This is a genomic window from Pseudonocardia sp. EV170527-09, from assembly GCF_008369905.1.
Lineage (GTDB): Bacteria > Actinomycetota > Actinomycetes > Mycobacteriales > Pseudonocardiaceae > Pseudonocardia.
Genome location: NZ_VRMC01000016.1, coordinates 40,874 through 56,723 on the forward strand (window position 1 = coordinate 40,874; position 15,850 = coordinate 56,723).

Here is a 15,850-nt window from a genome sequence, read left to right on the forward strand (position 1 = left end):
ATCACGGACCTCGTGCGTTCCGGAGGTGGTCGCGTGCCGTACCGACAACCCGTCCCCAGTGGTGCCGAGATGATCGTCCCTGGCGACCTGAGAGCGGTCGACCCGCTCCCCGACGATCCCGTCCCGGCACCGGGGACCGAGCCGCCGACCACGGCTCGCATCCCGGCGGGGTCCCGGGTCTTGCTCCTCAACGCCAGCTTCGAACCGCTGGCCGTCGTCACGTCGAAACGTGCGATCTGCCTGCTGCTCTCCGGCAAGGCCGAGTGCCTCCAGGAGGCGTTGGAGGGGGCGGAGTTCCGCTCCGAGTCCCTCTCGCTCCCCGCCCCGTCGGTACTGCGCCTGTCCCGCTACGTCCGGGTGCCCTACCGCCGCGTCGTCCCCATGACCCGGGCCGGTGTGCTGCGCCGCGACGCCCGCCGCTGCGCCTACTGCGGCAAACGCGCCGACACCATCGACCACGTCGTCCCGCGCAGCCGTGGCGGGGCGCACAGCTGGGAGAACTGCGTCGCCGCCTGCAAGGCCTGCAACTCCCGCAAGGCCGACCGGCTGATCGAGGAGATCGGCTGGACGCTGCGCACCACTCCGGCACCGCCGGCCCGCAACGGGGCCGGGGTCCTGGTGCTCGCCGTGGAGCCGCTGCCGGCCTGGGAACCGTGGTTGACCGCCGCCGCGTGAACCGCTCGTCCGCGGTCGGGCACACAGGGTCACGACGGTCGCCGCCGTCCCCTGATCGTGGGTAACCTCGCCCGGCCGAAGATCGTTGCATCCGGTGATGCGGCGGGTCCGGTGACCGAGCCGGCCACGGGGCGAGGGAGTGCGGGATGCACGTGCGGACCGGGCGTGTACGGGGCGCCGTCCTCGTGGGGACGATCCTGCTCGCGGTGGCGGCCGGACTGGCGTTCTCGCCGGTCGCAGGCGCGGCGCAGCCGGTCGGGCAGCTGCGGCTCGGTCACCTGTCGCCGGGGACACGCGCCGTCGTCGCGACGATCTCCGGCCCGGACGGTGCAGGCTCCACCGAGCAGACCGTCGCCCGTGACGCCGCCTACGGCGACGTCACCGGCTACCTGCGGCTCGTCCCGGGTCGGTACACGGTGACCATGCGCCCGGTCGGGAGTGACCCGTCCGCGCCCGCCCCGCTGGCGGCCGGGCTGCAGATCGCGCCCGGCACCGCGCAGTCGCTGTTCTTCTTCGACACCGGCTCCGGGCAGGTCCGCGGCGACCTCGTCACCGACGACCTGACCGCGCCCGCCGCCGGCTCCGGCCGGGTCCGGGTCGTCAAGGGTGCCCGGACGCCCACCCCGCTGCAGGCCCTCGCGGTCGGCGGCCCCCGGCTGGCGACCGACCTCGCCTACGGCGCCGTCACCGAGTACGCGACCGTCGCGGCCCGCACCTGGGACGTCCGACTGTCCTCCGGCGCCGCGACCGAGGCCGCGCAGCTCCCGGTCGGCGCCGGGTCGGTGACCACGGTCGTCGTGACCGGCGGCCCCGGCGGGGCGCTCGCGGCGCACCCGATCACCGACACCCCCGGCCTGCCGGTCGGCGCAGCGCCCGCCGTCGTTCACGACGGCGCGCCGCTGCCCCGCGGCGGCGTCCCCGCCGGTGCCGGCGGCACGGCGGACGACGACGGCCCTGGCGTGCTGCCACTGGCGCTGTGCCTGCTCGCGGCGCCCGTCCTCGTCTACGGGACCTCGGTGCTCCGCGCCGCCCGCCGCAGGGGCTGAACGGTGGCCGGGCCGCGCACCCAGGGCACCCGCACCGAAGGCACCCGTCCCGACGGAACCCCCGACCCGACCTGGCTCGACGCGACCGGCCTGCCCTGGCGGGCGCCGCTGCGCACGCCGACCGCCCCCGCCTGGACCCCGCCACTGCGGACCCCGCCCGGGCCGGTCCGGCGGCTGCGCGCGGCGGCGTACGGGGTGGGCGTGTCCGCGCGCGCCGGGGTCGCCCGTACCCCGGGCGGGCCCGCGGTCCGGGCCGTCGTCGCCGCCGCGGTGCTCGCGCTGCCGCTGGTCCCGGTGCTGACCCCGGCGGCGGAGCCGGGGCCGTCGTCGCCGCCGGTGGTCACCGCCGCCTCGGTCACCGGGCCGTCCGCCCCGGAGGCGACCCGCGCCGCCGCCGTCGCGACGACCGGGGCCCGGGCCGCGCGTCCGGTCGCTCCGCCGTCCGGGCTGGTGGTCCCCGCGATCGGACTGACCGCCGGCGCACCGGAGCAGCTGGTCGTCGGCCCGGACGGGACGCTCGGCGCCCCGGTCGACTCCGGCCGGATCGGCTGGTGGGCCGCCGGTCCCCGGCCCGGCCAGGCCGGTCCAGCGGTGATCGTCGGGCACGTCGACTCGGTCGCCGGGCCCGCGGTGTTCTGGCGGCTGCGCGACATCCCGGTCGGCGCGCAGATCATCGTCCCGCGCACCGACGGGAAGCGGACCACCTTCACCGTCGACCGAGTCGCGACCTACCCGAAGGACGCCCTCCCCGCCGCCGAGGTCTACGGCGGCACCGCCAACGCCCAGCTCCGGCTGATCACCTGCGGCGGGTCGTTCGACCGTGCCGTCCGCTCCTACACCGACAACATCGTCGTGTTCGCCTCCGTCCACTGAGCCCTCCACGCCTCCACCGACCGCACCCCGCGGAGTCCCGATGAGCCGACCCCCGCGCGTCCTGCATGTCAGCCAGCCCGTCGACGGCGGGGTGGCCGCCGTCGTGCGCACGCTGTGCGCCGACCAGCACGACCGCGGCTGGGACGTCCGCCTCGCCTGTCCCGACGGTCCGCTCGCCGACGCCGCCCGCGGTGCCGGGGTGCCGGTACGGACCTGGCAGGCGACCCGTTCGCCCGGCCGGTCGGTCCTCGCGGAGGTCCGCGCGCTCGCCCGGATCGTGGCCCGCACCGCACCGGACGTCGTGCACCTGCACTCGTCGAAGGCCGGGCTGGCCGGGCGGCTCGCCGTCCGCGGGCGGGTCCCGACGATCGTCCAGCCGCACGCCTGGTCCTTCGACGCCGTCGCCGGGCCCTTCGCCCGCGCCGCCCGGACTTGGGAACGCGTCGGAGCCCGCTGGACCTCACTGTTGCTGTGCGTCTCCGCCGACGAGCTCGCCACCGGCCGCGCGGCGGGGATCGGCGGTGCCGCGGTCGTCGTCCCGAACGGGGTCGACCTCGACCGGTTCACCGCGGGCGGGCCGGACGACGCCCGCACCGTGCTCGGCCTCGGACCGGGGCCGTGGGCGCTGTGCCTCGGCCGGGTCACCGAGCAGAAGGGCCAGGACCTGCTGCTCGACGCCTGGCCGTCGGTCCGTGCGCGGGTTCCCGGTGCGCGGCTGCTGGTCGTCGGCGACGGACCGGCCGCCGACGCGCTGCGGGCACGCTGCGCCGCCGACCCGGTGCTGCGGGACTCGGTGCTGCTGCACCCGCCGACGACCGACCCCGCGCCGTACCACCGGGCCGCGGACGTCGTGGTGCTGCCGTCGCGATGGGAGGGCATGCCGCTGGTGGCGCTGGAGGCGATGGCCAGCGCTCGACCGGTCGTCGGCTTCGCGGTGACCGGGATGGCCGAGGCGGTCGGACCGGCCGGGCGGACCGTCCCGCCCGGCGACGTGCCCGCGCTCGCCGCCGCGATCGCCCTGCGGCTCGCTGCGCCCGGCCTGGCCGCCGGGGAGGGCCGGGCGGCCCGCGCCCGGGCCGAGGAGCTGTTCGACCGGAGCCGGATGACGGCCCGGGTCGCCGGGCTCGTCGCCGAGCTGGCCGCTGGTCAGTGGCCCATGTCATCCCCGCCGGAGACGGCTCCGGGAAACGGATCGACGGCCGGGAACGAGTCAGGGGAAGCCGGGAGATCGACAGGACCGCCCGGTGGGGGAGGAACGCGGTGAGCAGGTCGAACGGTGTGGTGCGCGATCGGTACGTCCCGGGCACGACGCCCGTGGACCCCGCCCCGCCGCCGCCCACCCGCACGGCCACGGCCGCCGGGCCACGCCGCCCGGGGCTGCGCGTCGCCGCGGTCGCGGTGCTCGTGGGCCTGCTGGTGGCTGCGCTCGTCGCGGGGGTGTTCGCGGTGCTGCCCGGCCGCTGGGAGGGGCGGGTGGGGCTTCTTGCCCTGCCCTCGGGCTCCACCGGCTCCGCGCTGATCAGTGAGTCCGGGGTGTCCACCAGCTACGGCGAGGTCGTCACCCTGGCGATGCCCTCGATCGCGGACCTGGTGACCTCCCCGTCGACCCTCGACGCCGTCGCCGCCGCGGTGCCCGGTTCCCCGGCCCCCACCGAGCTGGCCGACGACGTGTCGGTGGAGCTGCTCGCCGGCTCCGGTGTGGCCCGGGTGTCGGTCTCGGCAGGGTCTCCGGACCTCGCCGCGCGCCTGGCCGAGGCCTTCGCCGGACGCGTCGCCGCCGCCGACCTCCTCGCCCCGGCCGGCACGTTGCGGGTCCTCGACCGGCAGGCCACCCTGCTGGAGGAGGGCCCGGACCTCACGCTCGGCGTCGGGCTGGGCCTGATCGCCGGGACGCTCGCCGGGCTGGGCACCGCCGTGGTGCTGGTCGGCCGGATGCGTGCCCGCCGCGGGGACGTGCGCCGCTCGGTGCTCTCGGCGCTGGTCGCGGCCGGGCACGGGATCGTCCCGGTGCTGAGCGCCCGCGACCCCGACGCCGGCGAGCGCCTGCTCGTGCTGGCCCGCGCCGCGGGCGGCCCGGTCCGGGTCGCCGCCGGATCGTCCGGCGTCGCCGACGCGGTGCTCGCTCTGCAGGCCGACCTGGCCCGGGAACCCGGCGGCCGTGCGGGCGGGCGGGCCGACGAGTCGCTCGTGCTCGTCGTCGACCGGGCCGCCGACGGGGCCGACCTCGACGCGGTGGTCCGCTCGCTGCGCCCGGGCACCCGGGTGCTCGCCGCCGTCGTGTCCTGAGATGACCGTGACCCCGACCGGGGCCGACGCGGGGGCCGACACCGGGTCCGCCTCCGGCCTCGCCCGCAGCGCCACCCGCGGGACCCTGTGGCTCGGCCTGGTCAACCTGCTGGCCAAGGGCAGCCAGATCGTCCTGACGGTCGTGCTCGCCGCGTTCCTCACCGAGTCCGAGCTCGGCCTGGTCACCGTCGCCGTCGCGCTGGTTGGCGTCGGGCAGGTCGTGCAGTCGATGGGCGTGTTCGACATCGTCGCCCGCACCGACCGCGACCCCGATGCGATGGCCGGCGTCCTCATGACGATCTCGGTCGGCATCGGGGTGCTGCTGGCGCTGGCCGGGCTGCTCGGCGCCGCCCCGGTCGCGGCGGCGCTGGGCGCGCCCGACGCCGAACCGCTCGTGCGGATCGCGGCGCTGTCGCTGCCGTTCACCGCGGCCGGTGGCGTGCAGATGGGGCTCATGCACCGGAACCTGCAGTTCCGCCGCCGGCTGGTCCCCGACGTCGGGTCCGCGCTGGTCGCCTCGGTGCTCGCGGTGTCGCTGGCGGCGGGCGGGTTCGGTGCGCTGTCGCTGCCGGTCGGTCTGCTCGCCGGTGCGGTGGCGCTGCCGCTGCTCGGGATCGCCGCCGGGGTGCGGATCCGTCCCGGCTGGGACACCGCGGCCGCCGCCGAGGCGCTGCGCTGGACCCGGGTCGTCGGCCCGGGCGCGGTCGTCGCGGTGCTGCTGGTGAACGTCGACTACCTCGCCGTGTCCCGCACGCTCGGCCCGCACGCGGTCGGCGTGTACTCGCTGGGCTTCCGGATCGCCTGGGCGCCGTACGTGATGGTGTCGCTGGTGCTGGGTGCGGTGTCGTTCCCGGTGTACGCCCGGCTGCGCCGCGAGCGCCGGGACCTACGGCCCGCGGTCACCCGATTCGTCCGGGCCCTGCTCGTGCTCGCCGGGGTGCCCTACGTGGTCTTCGCCCTGCTCGCCGAGCGGATCGTCGTGCTCGACGGCCGCTGGGCCCCGGCAGCCCCGGTGCTCGTCGTGCTCTGCGGGTACGGCCTCGGTTTCGGCCTGCAGTACGTGCTGCAGGAGGTCGTGCGGGCCGTGGACCGGCCGGGTGCCTACCTGCTGCTGCAGCTCGCGCACCTGGCACTGCTGGTCGCCGGGCTGGCGCTGCTGGTCCCCCACGGCGTCGTCGCGACGGCCTGGGCGCAGCTCGTCGCGGTGTGGCTGGTGGTCCCGCCCGCGCTGCTCGTGCTGTACCGGGCCGGTGGCCTCCCCCGGCCGTGGCCGGTGCTGCGGACCGTGGGCGGGCTGGCCGCGGCGCTCGCCGCGGGCGAGCTCGCCGACCTCGCCGTCCGCGCCGCGGGGGCCGACGACCCGGCCTCGGTGCCCGCGTTGCTGGCGGCCGGCACCGTCGTCGTCGTGACGGTGGCCGCCGTCGCCGCGGTGACCAACCTCGACCTGCTGCGCGACCTGCGCGGTGGACTGCGCGACGCCCCGGACGACGGGGCCCGCCCGACCGACCCGGAGGTGGGGAGATGCTCGCACCCGCAGAGCGGCTGAGCGCGTTCGTCGAGTGGCCCGACGAGCCGCTCCACGTCGGCGAGACCCCGGTGTACGTCGACTTCGCCACCAGCGTCCTCGACCGGGACCGGCTGCTCGCCGGCGGCGCCGCCAGCGAGATCGACCGGGGACACGGTGCGTTCGCCGCGCTGCGCCGGAACCTGCGCCGGATCACCAACCCCGACGGCGGCACCCGTCGCAACCTCGACGTGTTCCTCGACCGGCTCCGCGCCCGGCACCCCCGCCCGACGGTGCTCGTCGTCGGGGGCGGGGAGATCGGCAACGGCGCGGACCGGCTCTACTCCGACGCGGGCGTCGAGGTCCTGGCCTTCGACATCTACGCGAGCCCGCACGTGCAGTTCGTCGCCGACGGGCACCGCATCCCGTTCGCCGCCGGCGTCGTGCACGGCGTGGTGGTGCAGGCCGTGCTGGAGCACGTGCTCGATCCGGCGACGGTCGTCGCCGAGATCCACCGCGTGCTCGTCCCGGGCGGTCTCGTCTACGCCGAGACGCCGTTCCTGCAGCAGGTCCACGAGGGCCCCTACGACTTCACCCGGTTCACCGAGTCCGGCCACCGCTGGCTGTTCCGCGACTTCGACCGCATCGGGTCCGGGGTGGTCGGCGGGCCCGGCGTGCAGCTGATCTGGACGATCGGTGCCGTCGCGACCGGCCTGACCCGCTCCCGCGCCGCCGGGCGGGCGGTGCGGCTGGCGCTGTCCTGGCTGCGTCTGCTGGACCGGGTCATCCCGGAGCCCTTCCAGTCCGACGGCGCCAGCGGTGTGTGGTTCCTGGGGGCGCGTTCGGACACCCCGCTGCCCGCGTCGGCGATGCCCGGCGAGTACCGGGGCGCCCAGTGAGCCCCGCGGGGCCGCCGCGGGTCGCGTTCGTCCTCACCCAGGACCGGGGCGGCCCGGTCGAGGTGTGTCTGACGCTGGCCCGCGAGCTCCACCGCACCGGCGCCGCCACGGTCCGGGTGTTCGGCCCGCGGCCCGCCCGGGGCCCCGGCGTGCCGGCCGAGGTGTTCACCGAGTCCGGGGTGGGGGACAAGACCGACGTCACCGCGGCCCGTGCGCTGCTCGCCCGGATCGACGACTGGGGCCCGCACCTGGTGCACGCCCACGACCGCCGCGCCGGCCTCGTCCTCGCGACGACGGCGTGGCGCCGCCGCCGCCCGTGGCTGCTGCAGACCTACCACGGGGTCCCCGAGGACGTCGGCGAGGCGTGGTTCCGCGGCACCGCCGCAGCGCCCGCCCCGTCGCGCTACACCCGCGCGACGCTCGCCGCGGACGCCGTCGTCGGGCGGGTGCTGGACCGCACCGTGGTCTGCGCCGAACCGATGCGTCGGTTCCTGTCCGGGCGGCTGCGCGTGCCCGCGCACCGCCTCGCGCAGATCGACAACGGCCTGGACCTCGGCCCGCCAGACCCGCCCGCCGGGCCGGTGCGTCACCTCCTCACGGCCGGGCTCCTGCTGCCCCGCAAGGGGATCACCGACCTCATCGACGCGGTGGAGCGGCCAGGGGTGTGCCCCGCCGACGCGACCCTCACCGTCGTCGGCGACGGCCCCGAACGCGCCGCGATCGAGGCCCGCGCGGCCGCCTCGGGCGGCCGGATCCGGCTGCTCGGGTTCCGCACCGACGTGCCGGAGCTGATGCGTGCCGCGGACGCCGTCGTCGTGCCGTCGCGGATGGAGCAGCAGCCGCTGGTCGTCATCGAGGCGATGGCCGCGGGCAAGCCGGTGCTCGCCACCGACACCGGCGACACCACGACGATGCTCGCCGCCCCCGGCGCGGCCCGCTTCACCGCCGCCCCGGGCGACCCGGAGTCGCTGGCGACGGCGCTGCGCGCGCTGTTCGCCGACCCCGACCCGGGCCTGACCGGGAAGCTGCTCGCCGCCCGGGCCGCCGAGCGGTACTCGGCGGCGGCGTCGGCCCGGTCGCACCTGGCGCTCTACCGCTCGCTGCTCGGCTGACCGGGGTGGGCGGGTCAGCGTCGCACCAGGATCGTCGCGTCGGCCGACCCGATGCTCACCGTGTCCCCGACCTGAGCCCCGTCGACGGTCCGCAGCCCGCCCGGGACCGCCACCTCTGCGTCGTCGCGGGTGGGGTTGAGCGCCACCCAGCCGCCGGCGAACCCGCGGGTCCACACACCGGTGCGTCCGTCGCGGACCGCGGGTCCGGTCGCCTCGCCCAGGGCGAGCGACCGGTAGCCGGACCACTCGGGCAGGGAGTAGTCCCGGGTGGTCGACGGCGTCCAGCAGGAGCGCGGCCCGCCGAGCAGCGCTGCCCCGGCGAACCCGGCCCGCTCGGCCGCGCCGGGCCGCGCCTCGGGCCGCCCGGCGGTCGCGGTCACCAGGAGCGTCAGGTCCTGCGGCGGGGCGGCGAGCATCTCCGCCCACTGGTGGCCCTGCCAGGTGGTGAGGGCGCCGTCCTCGCCGTACTGGGCGAAGTTCTCCTCCATCGCCCCGCCGAAGCGCGCGTGCCGGGTCCAGCGGCCGGGGAACAGCCGCGCCTCGGACAGGTTCGGGACCAGCACCTTGCCCCGCTCGGCGAGCGCGGTCCCGGCGCGGGTCACCAGCGCGTCGAGGCCGTCGCGCAGCAGGGTGTCGGTGCCGTGGCGATCGGTGGTCCCGGCGACCACGGCGTCGGAGTAGAAGCGCAGCGAGGACATGTCGTTGTCGGCGAACACGCCGTCCCAGCCGTCGCGGACGGTCTCGGCGACGACGCGGTCGGTCCAGGCCCGCTGGTAGGCCTCGTCCCACACGGTCATCTGCCAGTGCTGCGGGTAGGGCGCCCACTCGATGCGCCGACCGGCGGTGTCGGTGGCGAACCAGGCCGGGTCGGCGGTGGCGCCGTCGACGCCGGTCGGCAGGAGCCCGCCGTGCAGCCCGACCTCGGCGTAGCCGCGGGTGGAGGACAGGTCCTTGTAGACGAGCAGGACGATCCCCGGGTCCTGGGCGCGCAGCCGTCGCGCGACGTCGGTCTCCCAGGCGTTGAGGACGACGACGCCGTAGCGCCCGGCCGCGTAGCGGACCTGCTCGTCGGTCGGGGTGCCACCGGTGGCGAGCCACAGCCCGCACACCGCGGGGGCGGTCGTGGGCTCGGTCCCCGACGGTGCCGGCGGAGCGGCCGCCGCGGCGCAGCCGGCGAGCACCGCCACGACCAGCACGAGCGTGACCAGGACGCAGCGGTGACACACACCGCCGATCATGCCAAGATCCCGGACCCGGGGCGTGGGGGGAAAGGACCGCGATGACGGAACGGGCGGTCGTGACGGGCGCGTCGAGCGGGATCGGCGCCGCGTTCGCCCGGGAACTGGGCCGCCGCGGGATCCCGGTACTGCTGGTGGGGCGCGATGCGGAGCGGCTGGACGACGTCGCCGCCGGAGTGCCGCGGTCCCGGACACTCGTCGCCGACCTGGCGACCGACGCCGGTCTGGCCGCCACCGAGCAGGTGATCGCCGACGCCCCGGTCGGGCTGCTGGTGAACAACGCCGGGACGGCCGGGCCGGGCACGCTGTCCGAGCACACCGACCACGACATCGACGCCCAGGTCGCGCTCAACCTCACCGCGGTGGCCCGGCTGTCGCGGGCCGCGCTGCCCCCGATGCTGCGCCGCGGCCGGGGCGGGATCGTCATGGTGTCCAGCTCGGCGGCGGTGCACCCCACGGCGGGCACCCCCGTCTACTCGGCGACGAAGGCGGCGGTCGAGGCGCTCGCCGGCGCGCTGCGCCACGAGGCGGCGCCACACGGGGTGCGGGTGACCGTGGTGCGCCCGGGGTTCACCCGGACCCCGTTCCACGACCGGCACGGCGAGGACGTGTCCTGGGTCCCGGCGTGGCGGTGGGCGACCCCGGAGCAGGTGGCGTCGGCCGCGCTGGACGCACAGCGGCGGGACACCGCGGTGGTGGAGGTGCCCGACACCCGGTTGCGCGACGCCGCGGGCCGCGTCCTGGGCCCGGTGGTGCGGATGCTCGGCCACCGCAACCATCACTGACGGTCACCGTTCGGTTGCGCAACGCCCCGGTTCATGCGGGTCGGCGCCGCACGGGCCGTCGTCGTCGCGACACCCCGTAACGTCGATCAGTGGTGGGACGACCTCGCCCGCGGTGCGGCCGACCGGGCCGTCGGCGGTGGAGGAGCCACTGATGGACGTCGAGACGACCGCGCTCGAGGGCGTGCTGCTCTTCCGGCCGCGCCCCTTCCGCGACGACCGCGGCTTCTTCTCCCGCACCTACGACGACGCCGTGGCGCAGCACTGGGGCATCACCCGCGCCGACTACGTCCAGGACAGCCAGTCCCGCTCCGGGCACGGGGTGCTCCGCGGGCTGCACGGCCGCAACCACGGCGGCGAGGGCAAGATCATCCGGGTGGCGCACGGCGCGGCGCACCTGGTCGTCGTCGACGGACGACTGGAGTCGCCGACGCTGGGCCGTCACGTCGCCGTCCGGCTCGACGACCGCGACCTGGTCTCGATCCGGGTGCCGCGCCGGATGCTCGTCGGGTTCCAGGTGGTCGGCGAGGTCGCCGACGTCTGCTACGCCATCGACCGCGTGCACGACCCGATCCAGGCCGTCTCGGTGCACTGGGCCGACCCGGACCTCGGCGTCGACTGGCCGATGCCGCCGTCGGACACCAGCGAACGGGACCGGGTCGCGCCGTCCTGGGCGGACTACCTGCGCACCCTCGACGGCGCTCCGGTCGAGGTCCCCAGCACGCGGGACGGGGGCCGCCGGTGACGGCCTGCCGGTTCTGCGCGGGGACCGACGGGGAGGTCGTGCTCGACCTCGGTGTCCAGCCGGACTGCGCGACCTTCCCGCCCGCCGCCGACCCGGGGCCGGACGCGACGTCCCCGTTGCGCATGTGGCTGTGCGACGCCTGTGGGCTGGCCCAGCTCGCCGAGGACCCGGGCGGGGTGGAGGAGGTCGTCGGCCTGGAGCCCGCGGCGCTGGTCGAGCAGGGCCGGGCCGCCGTCGCCGCCCTCGCCGCGGCCGGCGTCGTCGGACCGGGGGTGTCCTTCGCCGAGTACGGCAGCCCGCACGGCGGCTCCTGGGTGGCCGACCTCGCCGCGACCGGCGCGACGCCGGTGGCACCGGACGAACCGGCCGACGTCGTCGTCGACAACCTCGGTCTCATGCACGACGCCGACCAGGCCACTGCCGTGCGTGAGCGGGTCGCCCGGCTGCGGCCGGGCGGGACGCTGGTGATCGGGTTCCACACGCTGCGCGCGATCGTCGAGGGCGCGCAGTGGAACGCCCTGCGCCACGGTCACTTCGCCTACTACTCGACCCCGGCGCTGGTCGGGATGCTGGAGACCGTCGGCCTCGCCGCGGTCCGGGCCTGGTGGTTCCCGCTCTACGGCGGCACCGTGCTGCTCGTCGCGCGGGCGGGCGGCGAGCAGCAGGAGTCGGTGCGGGCGATGGTCGCGGCCGAGGGCGCCGCCGGCATGCGCGACGCGGCGACGGTCGCGTCACTGCAGCGGGCCGCGGACCGGACGACGACGGGCGTGCGGGAGTTCCTGGAGGCCGAGCGCGCCGCCGGCCGCCCGGTGTGGGGCTACAGCGCGGCGTCGCGGGCGGTGGCGCTGCTGTCGCGGGCCGGGATCGGCCCGGACCTGCTGCCCGCGATCGCCGACGGCTCGGTCGCCAAGCAGGGCAGGCGCACACCGGGGACGGCGATCCCGATCGTCGCCCCGGACGCGCTCGTCGCGGCGGCGCCGCGGTCGGTGCTGCTGTTCGTCGACGATCTGCTCCCGGAGATGCGCCGCGCACTGCCGCAGGTGGAGGCGACCGGTGGCCGGTGGCTGCTCCCCGACGCGGTGCCGGTCCGGGCGTGACCCGGCCGGGCCGGCGCCGGGAGGCGTTCGTGCCCCGCCTCCCGGCGGACCGTCCGGGGACGCGCAGGGATCAGCGGCGGCGCAGCAGGGCCGAGGTGAGCCGGGCGGCGCGACCGAACGAGCGGCCGTCGGCGGAGCCGCTGCGGGGGTGGAAGGCGCGGCAGGAGGTGCCGCAGACACCGCAGTCGGTGCCGGCGCGGTAGTGGTCGTGGGCGTCGCGCTCGTGACCGCAGCGGCACAGGTCGACCGCGACCGGGGCGGCCCCGACGGGCGGCAGGGCGGTGTTCTCGGCAGCGGCCCGCGGAGCCGGGATCGCGGCGGCGGGGACGCTGGTGGCGGGGGTCTCGGGCGTGACGTTCATGGTTCCTCCTCGGTGCACGAGGGCCGTGCGGCCGTGCTGCCCCTGATATCGTCCGGTCCGTCGGGATCGTCAGCACGAGGGCCGTGGGTTCCCTGCATCTGATGACACAGCACGTCCCTGTGACTGCGCTGTGTGCACACTGAAGGTCTGGCGTGCACGGTCCGGTGGCGTGGCGCACCACCGGGAGTGGGACCGTGCGGTGTCGCGTCACGCCGTCCGCCCGGACGCGACGGACCGGACGACCGCCCACGCCCGACCCAGGAGACCCGATGCGCAATGCCGTCCCCCCGACCCGGCACGACGACGTGGTGCCCGGCCTGCGTGGCGGGCGTCCCCGTCGGTGCGGGCGGCGGGTGCTCGCCGTGCTGCTGGCGCTGGTGCTCGTGCTGCTGCTCGCGGTCGGCGGCGTGGTGGCCTACCTGACCTCCAGCATCGGCGGCGGCATCGCCCGCATCCCGGACGCGTTCCGCGGGATCGACGCGGGCAGCCGTCCCGCCACGTCCGGCGGCACCACGTTCCTGCTCGTCGGCACCGACTCCCGGGCCGAGGCACCCACCACCGGCACCGACGCCGCCCCGGGGGTCGACGCCGGTTCCCAGCGGTCCGACGTGATCATGCTCGGCACCCTCGCCCCCGACGGCGAGCACGCCAGCGTCGTGTCGATCCCGCGCGACTCCTGGGTCGACGTCCCCGGCCGCGGCATGAACAAGATCAATGCCGCCTACGCCTTCGGCGGTGCGCCGCTGCTCATCGAGACTGTGGAGAAGCTGACCGGGGTGCGGGTCGACCACTTCGGCGTCGTCGACTTCGCCGGGTTCACCTCGCTCGTCGACTCGGTCGGCGGCATCGACGTGACGGTCGCGCAGGCCACCAGCAACGCCGGGGTGGACTTCCGGGCGGGGGAGAACCACCTCGACGGCGCCCAGGCCCTGGCCTACGTCCGCCAGCGCCACGGCCTCCCGAACGGTGACATCGACCGCGCCGCCCGCCAGCAGAACGCGATCAAGGCGCTGCTCGCGACGGTGCAGGAGAAGGCCACCACGGACCCGACCGCGCTCTATTCGTTCGCGACCCGTGTCGGCGACGCGGTGAGCGTGGACGACTCGCTGTCGAACACGGGGCTGGTCCAGCTGGCCCTGGAGAACCGCAACCTGCGCGGGTCGGGCGTCGCGTTCGTGACGGCACCGGTGGCCGGGCTGGGCCGGGAGGGCGAGCAGTCGGTCGTCTACCTGGACGAGCAGCGCAGCGCGGAGCTCTGGGGAGCGGTCCGCAACGGGTCGGTGGCGCAGTACGCGGACCGCAACCCGACGGAGGCACTCAGCTCGACGCCGTCGTGACCCGCTCGCCCGGGGGTGGGGACCGGTGGCCCTCGCCCCCCGGGCGGGCCTCGGTCAGGCCCAGATCTTCCAGGGCGCCTCGCCGCGCGACCACAGGTCGTTGAGGTACTCGTAGTCCTTGAAGGTGTCCATCGCCGACCAGAAGTCCTCGTGGCGGTGCACGTTGAGCTGTCCGTCGCGGGCCAGGCGCTGCAGCGGCTCGTGCTCGAGCCACACGCCGTCGTCGCCGGGCTCGCCGAGGTAGCTGTCGAGGAACTCGCGCCGGAAGGCGAAGAAGCCGCCGGAGACGAAGCCGGTGACCTGGGTGGGCTTCTCGTTGAACTCCACGACCCGGTCGCCCTCGACGTTCATCTCGCCGAACTTGGAGGTCGGGTGCACCCCGGTGACGGTGCCGATCTTCCCGGACTCCTCGTGCTCCTTGGCCAGGGCGGTGATGTCGACGGTGCCGACGCCGTCGCCGTAGGTGAGGAAGAAGTTCTCGGTGTCGACGTACTGCGCGATCTTCCGGACGCGCGAGCCGGTCGCGGCCTCCAGCCCGGTCTCGGCGAAGGTGATCTCCCAGTCCTCGTCGACACTGTTGTGGAAGTCGATGCGGTGCCGGTCCGACATGGACAGGGTGAAGTCCGCGGAGCGGGCCCGGTAGTCGAGGAAGTACTCCTTGATCGCCCAGCTCTTGTAGCCCAGGCACAGGACGAATCGGCGGAAGCCGTGCTCCCGGTAGGTCTTCATGATGTGCCAGACGATCGGCCGTCCGCCGATCTCGACCATCGCCTTCGGCAGGCTCTCGGAGGCCTCCCGGATGCGAGTGCCCTTGCCTCCGCAGAGGATGACGACGGGGGTCTCGGGATCCATGGGCTGAGTATCCGTTCCTTCGTGGGGAGCGTGGTGGGCGGCGGCGCCTGTCGTACAGGGGAACCGAACATCACTACCGCACTGTTAGCGCCGTGTGTCTGTTCGCCGGCTCACACCGTGCGGGAACGGACACGGATCGTCACGTTGTGTCGACGGATCGTGATTGCGTGGTGCCACGACCTGGGACCCGTGACGACGTCGCCTCGGCTTCGGCGCTTCCGATTCGGGAACATCTCCGGTCGGTGTTTCGGTGTTTCGGTGTTTCGGTGGCGTGTGGCCGGCCTGCGACACGAAGGTGGTGCCGGTCGTGCTCGCGGGCGCGGGGGAGCCGGTGGCGGTCGGGCGCGAACACCGGCTCGCGCCCCGGGCACTGACCCACGGCCGGGTGGTTCCACCGTTGCGGCCCAGCGTGATCGGACGAACCGGAGAACGGTGTCGCGCATGACCACTCACCGCGCACCACTGCTGATCGGACTGCTGTCGGCCGGCCTGCTCGTCGCCGGGTGCGGCGGCGCGGCCGAGCCGGCGAACCAGGCGCCGGCGGCGCTGTCGTCCCCGCCCACCACCGTGGCACAGCAGCCCACCGGGGAAGCCGGTCAGGTCGCCCGCTGCACCAGCCGGACCCTCGAGGCATCCGTCGGCACCACGCTCGGCAACGACCAGAAGGACACGACCATCGTCTGGCGCAACGCCTCGGCCGCGCCCTGCACCATGACCGGCTTCGGCGGCGTCGACCTGCGCGGACCGGACGACCCGCAGTGGGGGCCGTCCTACTCGCTGCCGCGCGCGGCGGAGGAGCCGACCACGCTCGTCGTGAAGCCGGGCGGCACCGCGCACACCGTCATCACCTGGCTGCCCGGGGGCAGCTGGACGCCGACCGACATCGTCGTGACCGCGCCGGACGAGACCACGTCGACGACGCTGAAGTGGGACCAGGGGCCGGTGCTCCGCCAGGACGGCGCGACCCGCCCCGGCACCTACATCCACCCGGTGGCGCCCGGCTCGGTGTGATCGGGGCGTCGCCACCCTGCGGTTAACGAAGC

General features: G+C 75.9%; 16 protein-coding genes. 13 read left to right on the top strand and 3 right to left on the bottom strand.

Features of this window, described 5'->3' with window-relative positions; genetic code table 11:
* Positions 1–33 precede the first annotated feature (33 nt).
* The 8 genes from FVA95_RS07020 (at position 34) to FVA95_RS07055 (ending at position 8,395) form a co-directional block, all read left to right on the top strand.
* Positions 34–675 carry an HNH endonuclease gene (locus FVA95_RS07020; RefSeq protein WP_369804849.1) on the top strand — a complete coding sequence of 214 codons (642 nt, stop codon included), beginning with the start codon at positions 34–36 and terminating at the stop codon, positions 673–675.
* A gap of 146 nt (positions 676–821) precedes the next feature.
* Entirely contained in the window at positions 822–1,721 is a 900-nt protein-coding gene (locus FVA95_RS07025) for a DUF4397 domain-containing protein (protein ID WP_149663467.1), read from the top strand.
* A gap of 3 nt (positions 1,722–1,724) precedes the next feature.
* Positions 1,725–2,594, top strand: coding sequence for a sortase domain-bontaining protein (locus FVA95_RS07030; protein WP_240051322.1), 870 nt, complete (start codon positions 1,725–1,727; stop codon positions 2,592–2,594).
* 40 nt (positions 2,595–2,634) lie between these two features.
* Positions 2,635–3,858 (top strand): glycosyltransferase, encoded by a 1,224-nt coding sequence (locus tag FVA95_RS07035; RefSeq protein WP_149663468.1) that lies wholly within the window; start codon positions 2,635–2,637, stop codon positions 3,856–3,858.
* Entirely contained in the window at positions 3,855–4,880 is a 1,026-nt protein-coding gene (locus FVA95_RS07040) for a hypothetical protein (protein WP_149663469.1), read from the top strand. Before FVA95_RS07035 ends, FVA95_RS07040 begins: the two co-directional genes overlap by 4 nt.
* Position 4,881: 1 nt before the next feature.
* Entirely contained in the window at positions 4,882–6,426 is a 1,545-nt protein-coding gene (locus tag FVA95_RS07045; RefSeq protein WP_149663470.1) for an oligosaccharide flippase family protein, read from the top strand.
* On the top strand, positions 6,402–7,283 hold the full coding sequence (locus FVA95_RS07050) for a bifunctional 2-polyprenyl-6-hydroxyphenol methylase/3-demethylubiquinol 3-O-methyltransferase UbiG (RefSeq protein ID WP_149663471.1): 882 nt from the start codon (positions 6,402–6,404) through the stop codon (positions 7,281–7,283). Before FVA95_RS07045 ends, FVA95_RS07050 begins: the two co-directional genes overlap by 25 nt.
* Positions 7,280–8,395, top strand: coding sequence for a glycosyltransferase family 4 protein (locus FVA95_RS07055; RefSeq protein ID WP_149663472.1), 1,116 nt, complete (start codon positions 7,280–7,282; stop codon positions 8,393–8,395). The genes FVA95_RS07050 and FVA95_RS07055 overlap by 4 nt, the downstream gene beginning before the upstream one ends.
* 14 nt (positions 8,396–8,409) lie before the next feature.
* Here FVA95_RS07055 and FVA95_RS07060 read toward each other — a convergent pair whose 3' ends face one another.
* Positions 8,410–9,633 carry a putative glycoside hydrolase gene (locus FVA95_RS07060; protein WP_149663473.1) on the bottom strand — a complete coding sequence of 408 codons (1,224 nt, stop codon included), beginning with the start codon at positions 9,631–9,633 and terminating at the stop codon, positions 8,410–8,412.
* 41 nt (positions 9,634–9,674) lie between these two features.
* Here FVA95_RS07060 and FVA95_RS07065 point away from each other — a divergent pair, with 41 nt between their 5' ends.
* The 3 genes from FVA95_RS07065 (at position 9,675) to FVA95_RS07075 (ending at position 12,257) form a co-directional block, all read left to right on the top strand.
* Entirely contained in the window at positions 9,675–10,418 is a 744-nt protein-coding gene (locus tag FVA95_RS07065; RefSeq protein WP_149663474.1) for an SDR family oxidoreductase, read from the top strand.
* A gap of 151 nt (positions 10,419–10,569) precedes the next feature.
* Complete coding sequence (locus tag FVA95_RS07070) at positions 10,570–11,160, top strand: dTDP-4-dehydrorhamnose 3,5-epimerase family protein (protein ID WP_149663475.1); 591 nt, start codon at positions 10,570–10,572, stop codon at positions 11,158–11,160.
* A complete protein-coding gene (locus FVA95_RS07075; protein ID WP_149663476.1) occupies positions 11,157–12,257 on the top strand; it encodes a class I SAM-dependent methyltransferase in 1,101 nt (366 codons plus the stop codon). Before FVA95_RS07070 ends, FVA95_RS07075 begins: the two co-directional genes overlap by 4 nt.
* Before the next feature lie 70 nt (positions 12,258–12,327).
* Here FVA95_RS07075 and FVA95_RS07080 read toward each other — a convergent pair whose 3' ends face one another.
* On the bottom strand, positions 12,328–12,618 hold the full coding sequence (locus tag FVA95_RS07080; RefSeq protein ID WP_149663477.1) for a hypothetical protein: 291 nt from the start codon (positions 12,616–12,618) through the stop codon (positions 12,328–12,330).
* A gap of 269 nt (positions 12,619–12,887) precedes the next feature.
* On the opposite strand from FVA95_RS07080, the gene FVA95_RS07085 reads away from it, so the two are divergent.
* Complete coding sequence (locus FVA95_RS07085) at positions 12,888–13,955, top strand: LCP family protein (protein ID WP_149663478.1); 1,068 nt, start codon at positions 12,888–12,890, stop codon at positions 13,953–13,955.
* Between the two features lie 54 nt (positions 13,956–14,009).
* On the opposite strand, the gene FVA95_RS07090 is transcribed toward FVA95_RS07085, so the two are convergent.
* The gene (locus FVA95_RS07090) at positions 14,010–14,807 is read right to left on the bottom strand and encodes a glucose-1-phosphate cytidylyltransferase (protein WP_020628449.1); all 798 of its coding nucleotides are present in this window, start codon (positions 14,805–14,807) and stop codon (positions 14,010–14,012) included.
* 441 nt (positions 14,808–15,248) lie between these two features.
* On the opposite strand from FVA95_RS07090, the gene FVA95_RS07095 reads away from it, so the two are divergent.
* The gene (locus FVA95_RS07095; RefSeq protein WP_149663479.1) at positions 15,249–15,818 is read left to right on the top strand and encodes a DUF4232 domain-containing protein; all 570 of its coding nucleotides are present in this window, start codon (positions 15,249–15,251) and stop codon (positions 15,816–15,818) included.
* The last annotated feature ends 32 nt before the right edge of the window (positions 15,819–15,850 follow it).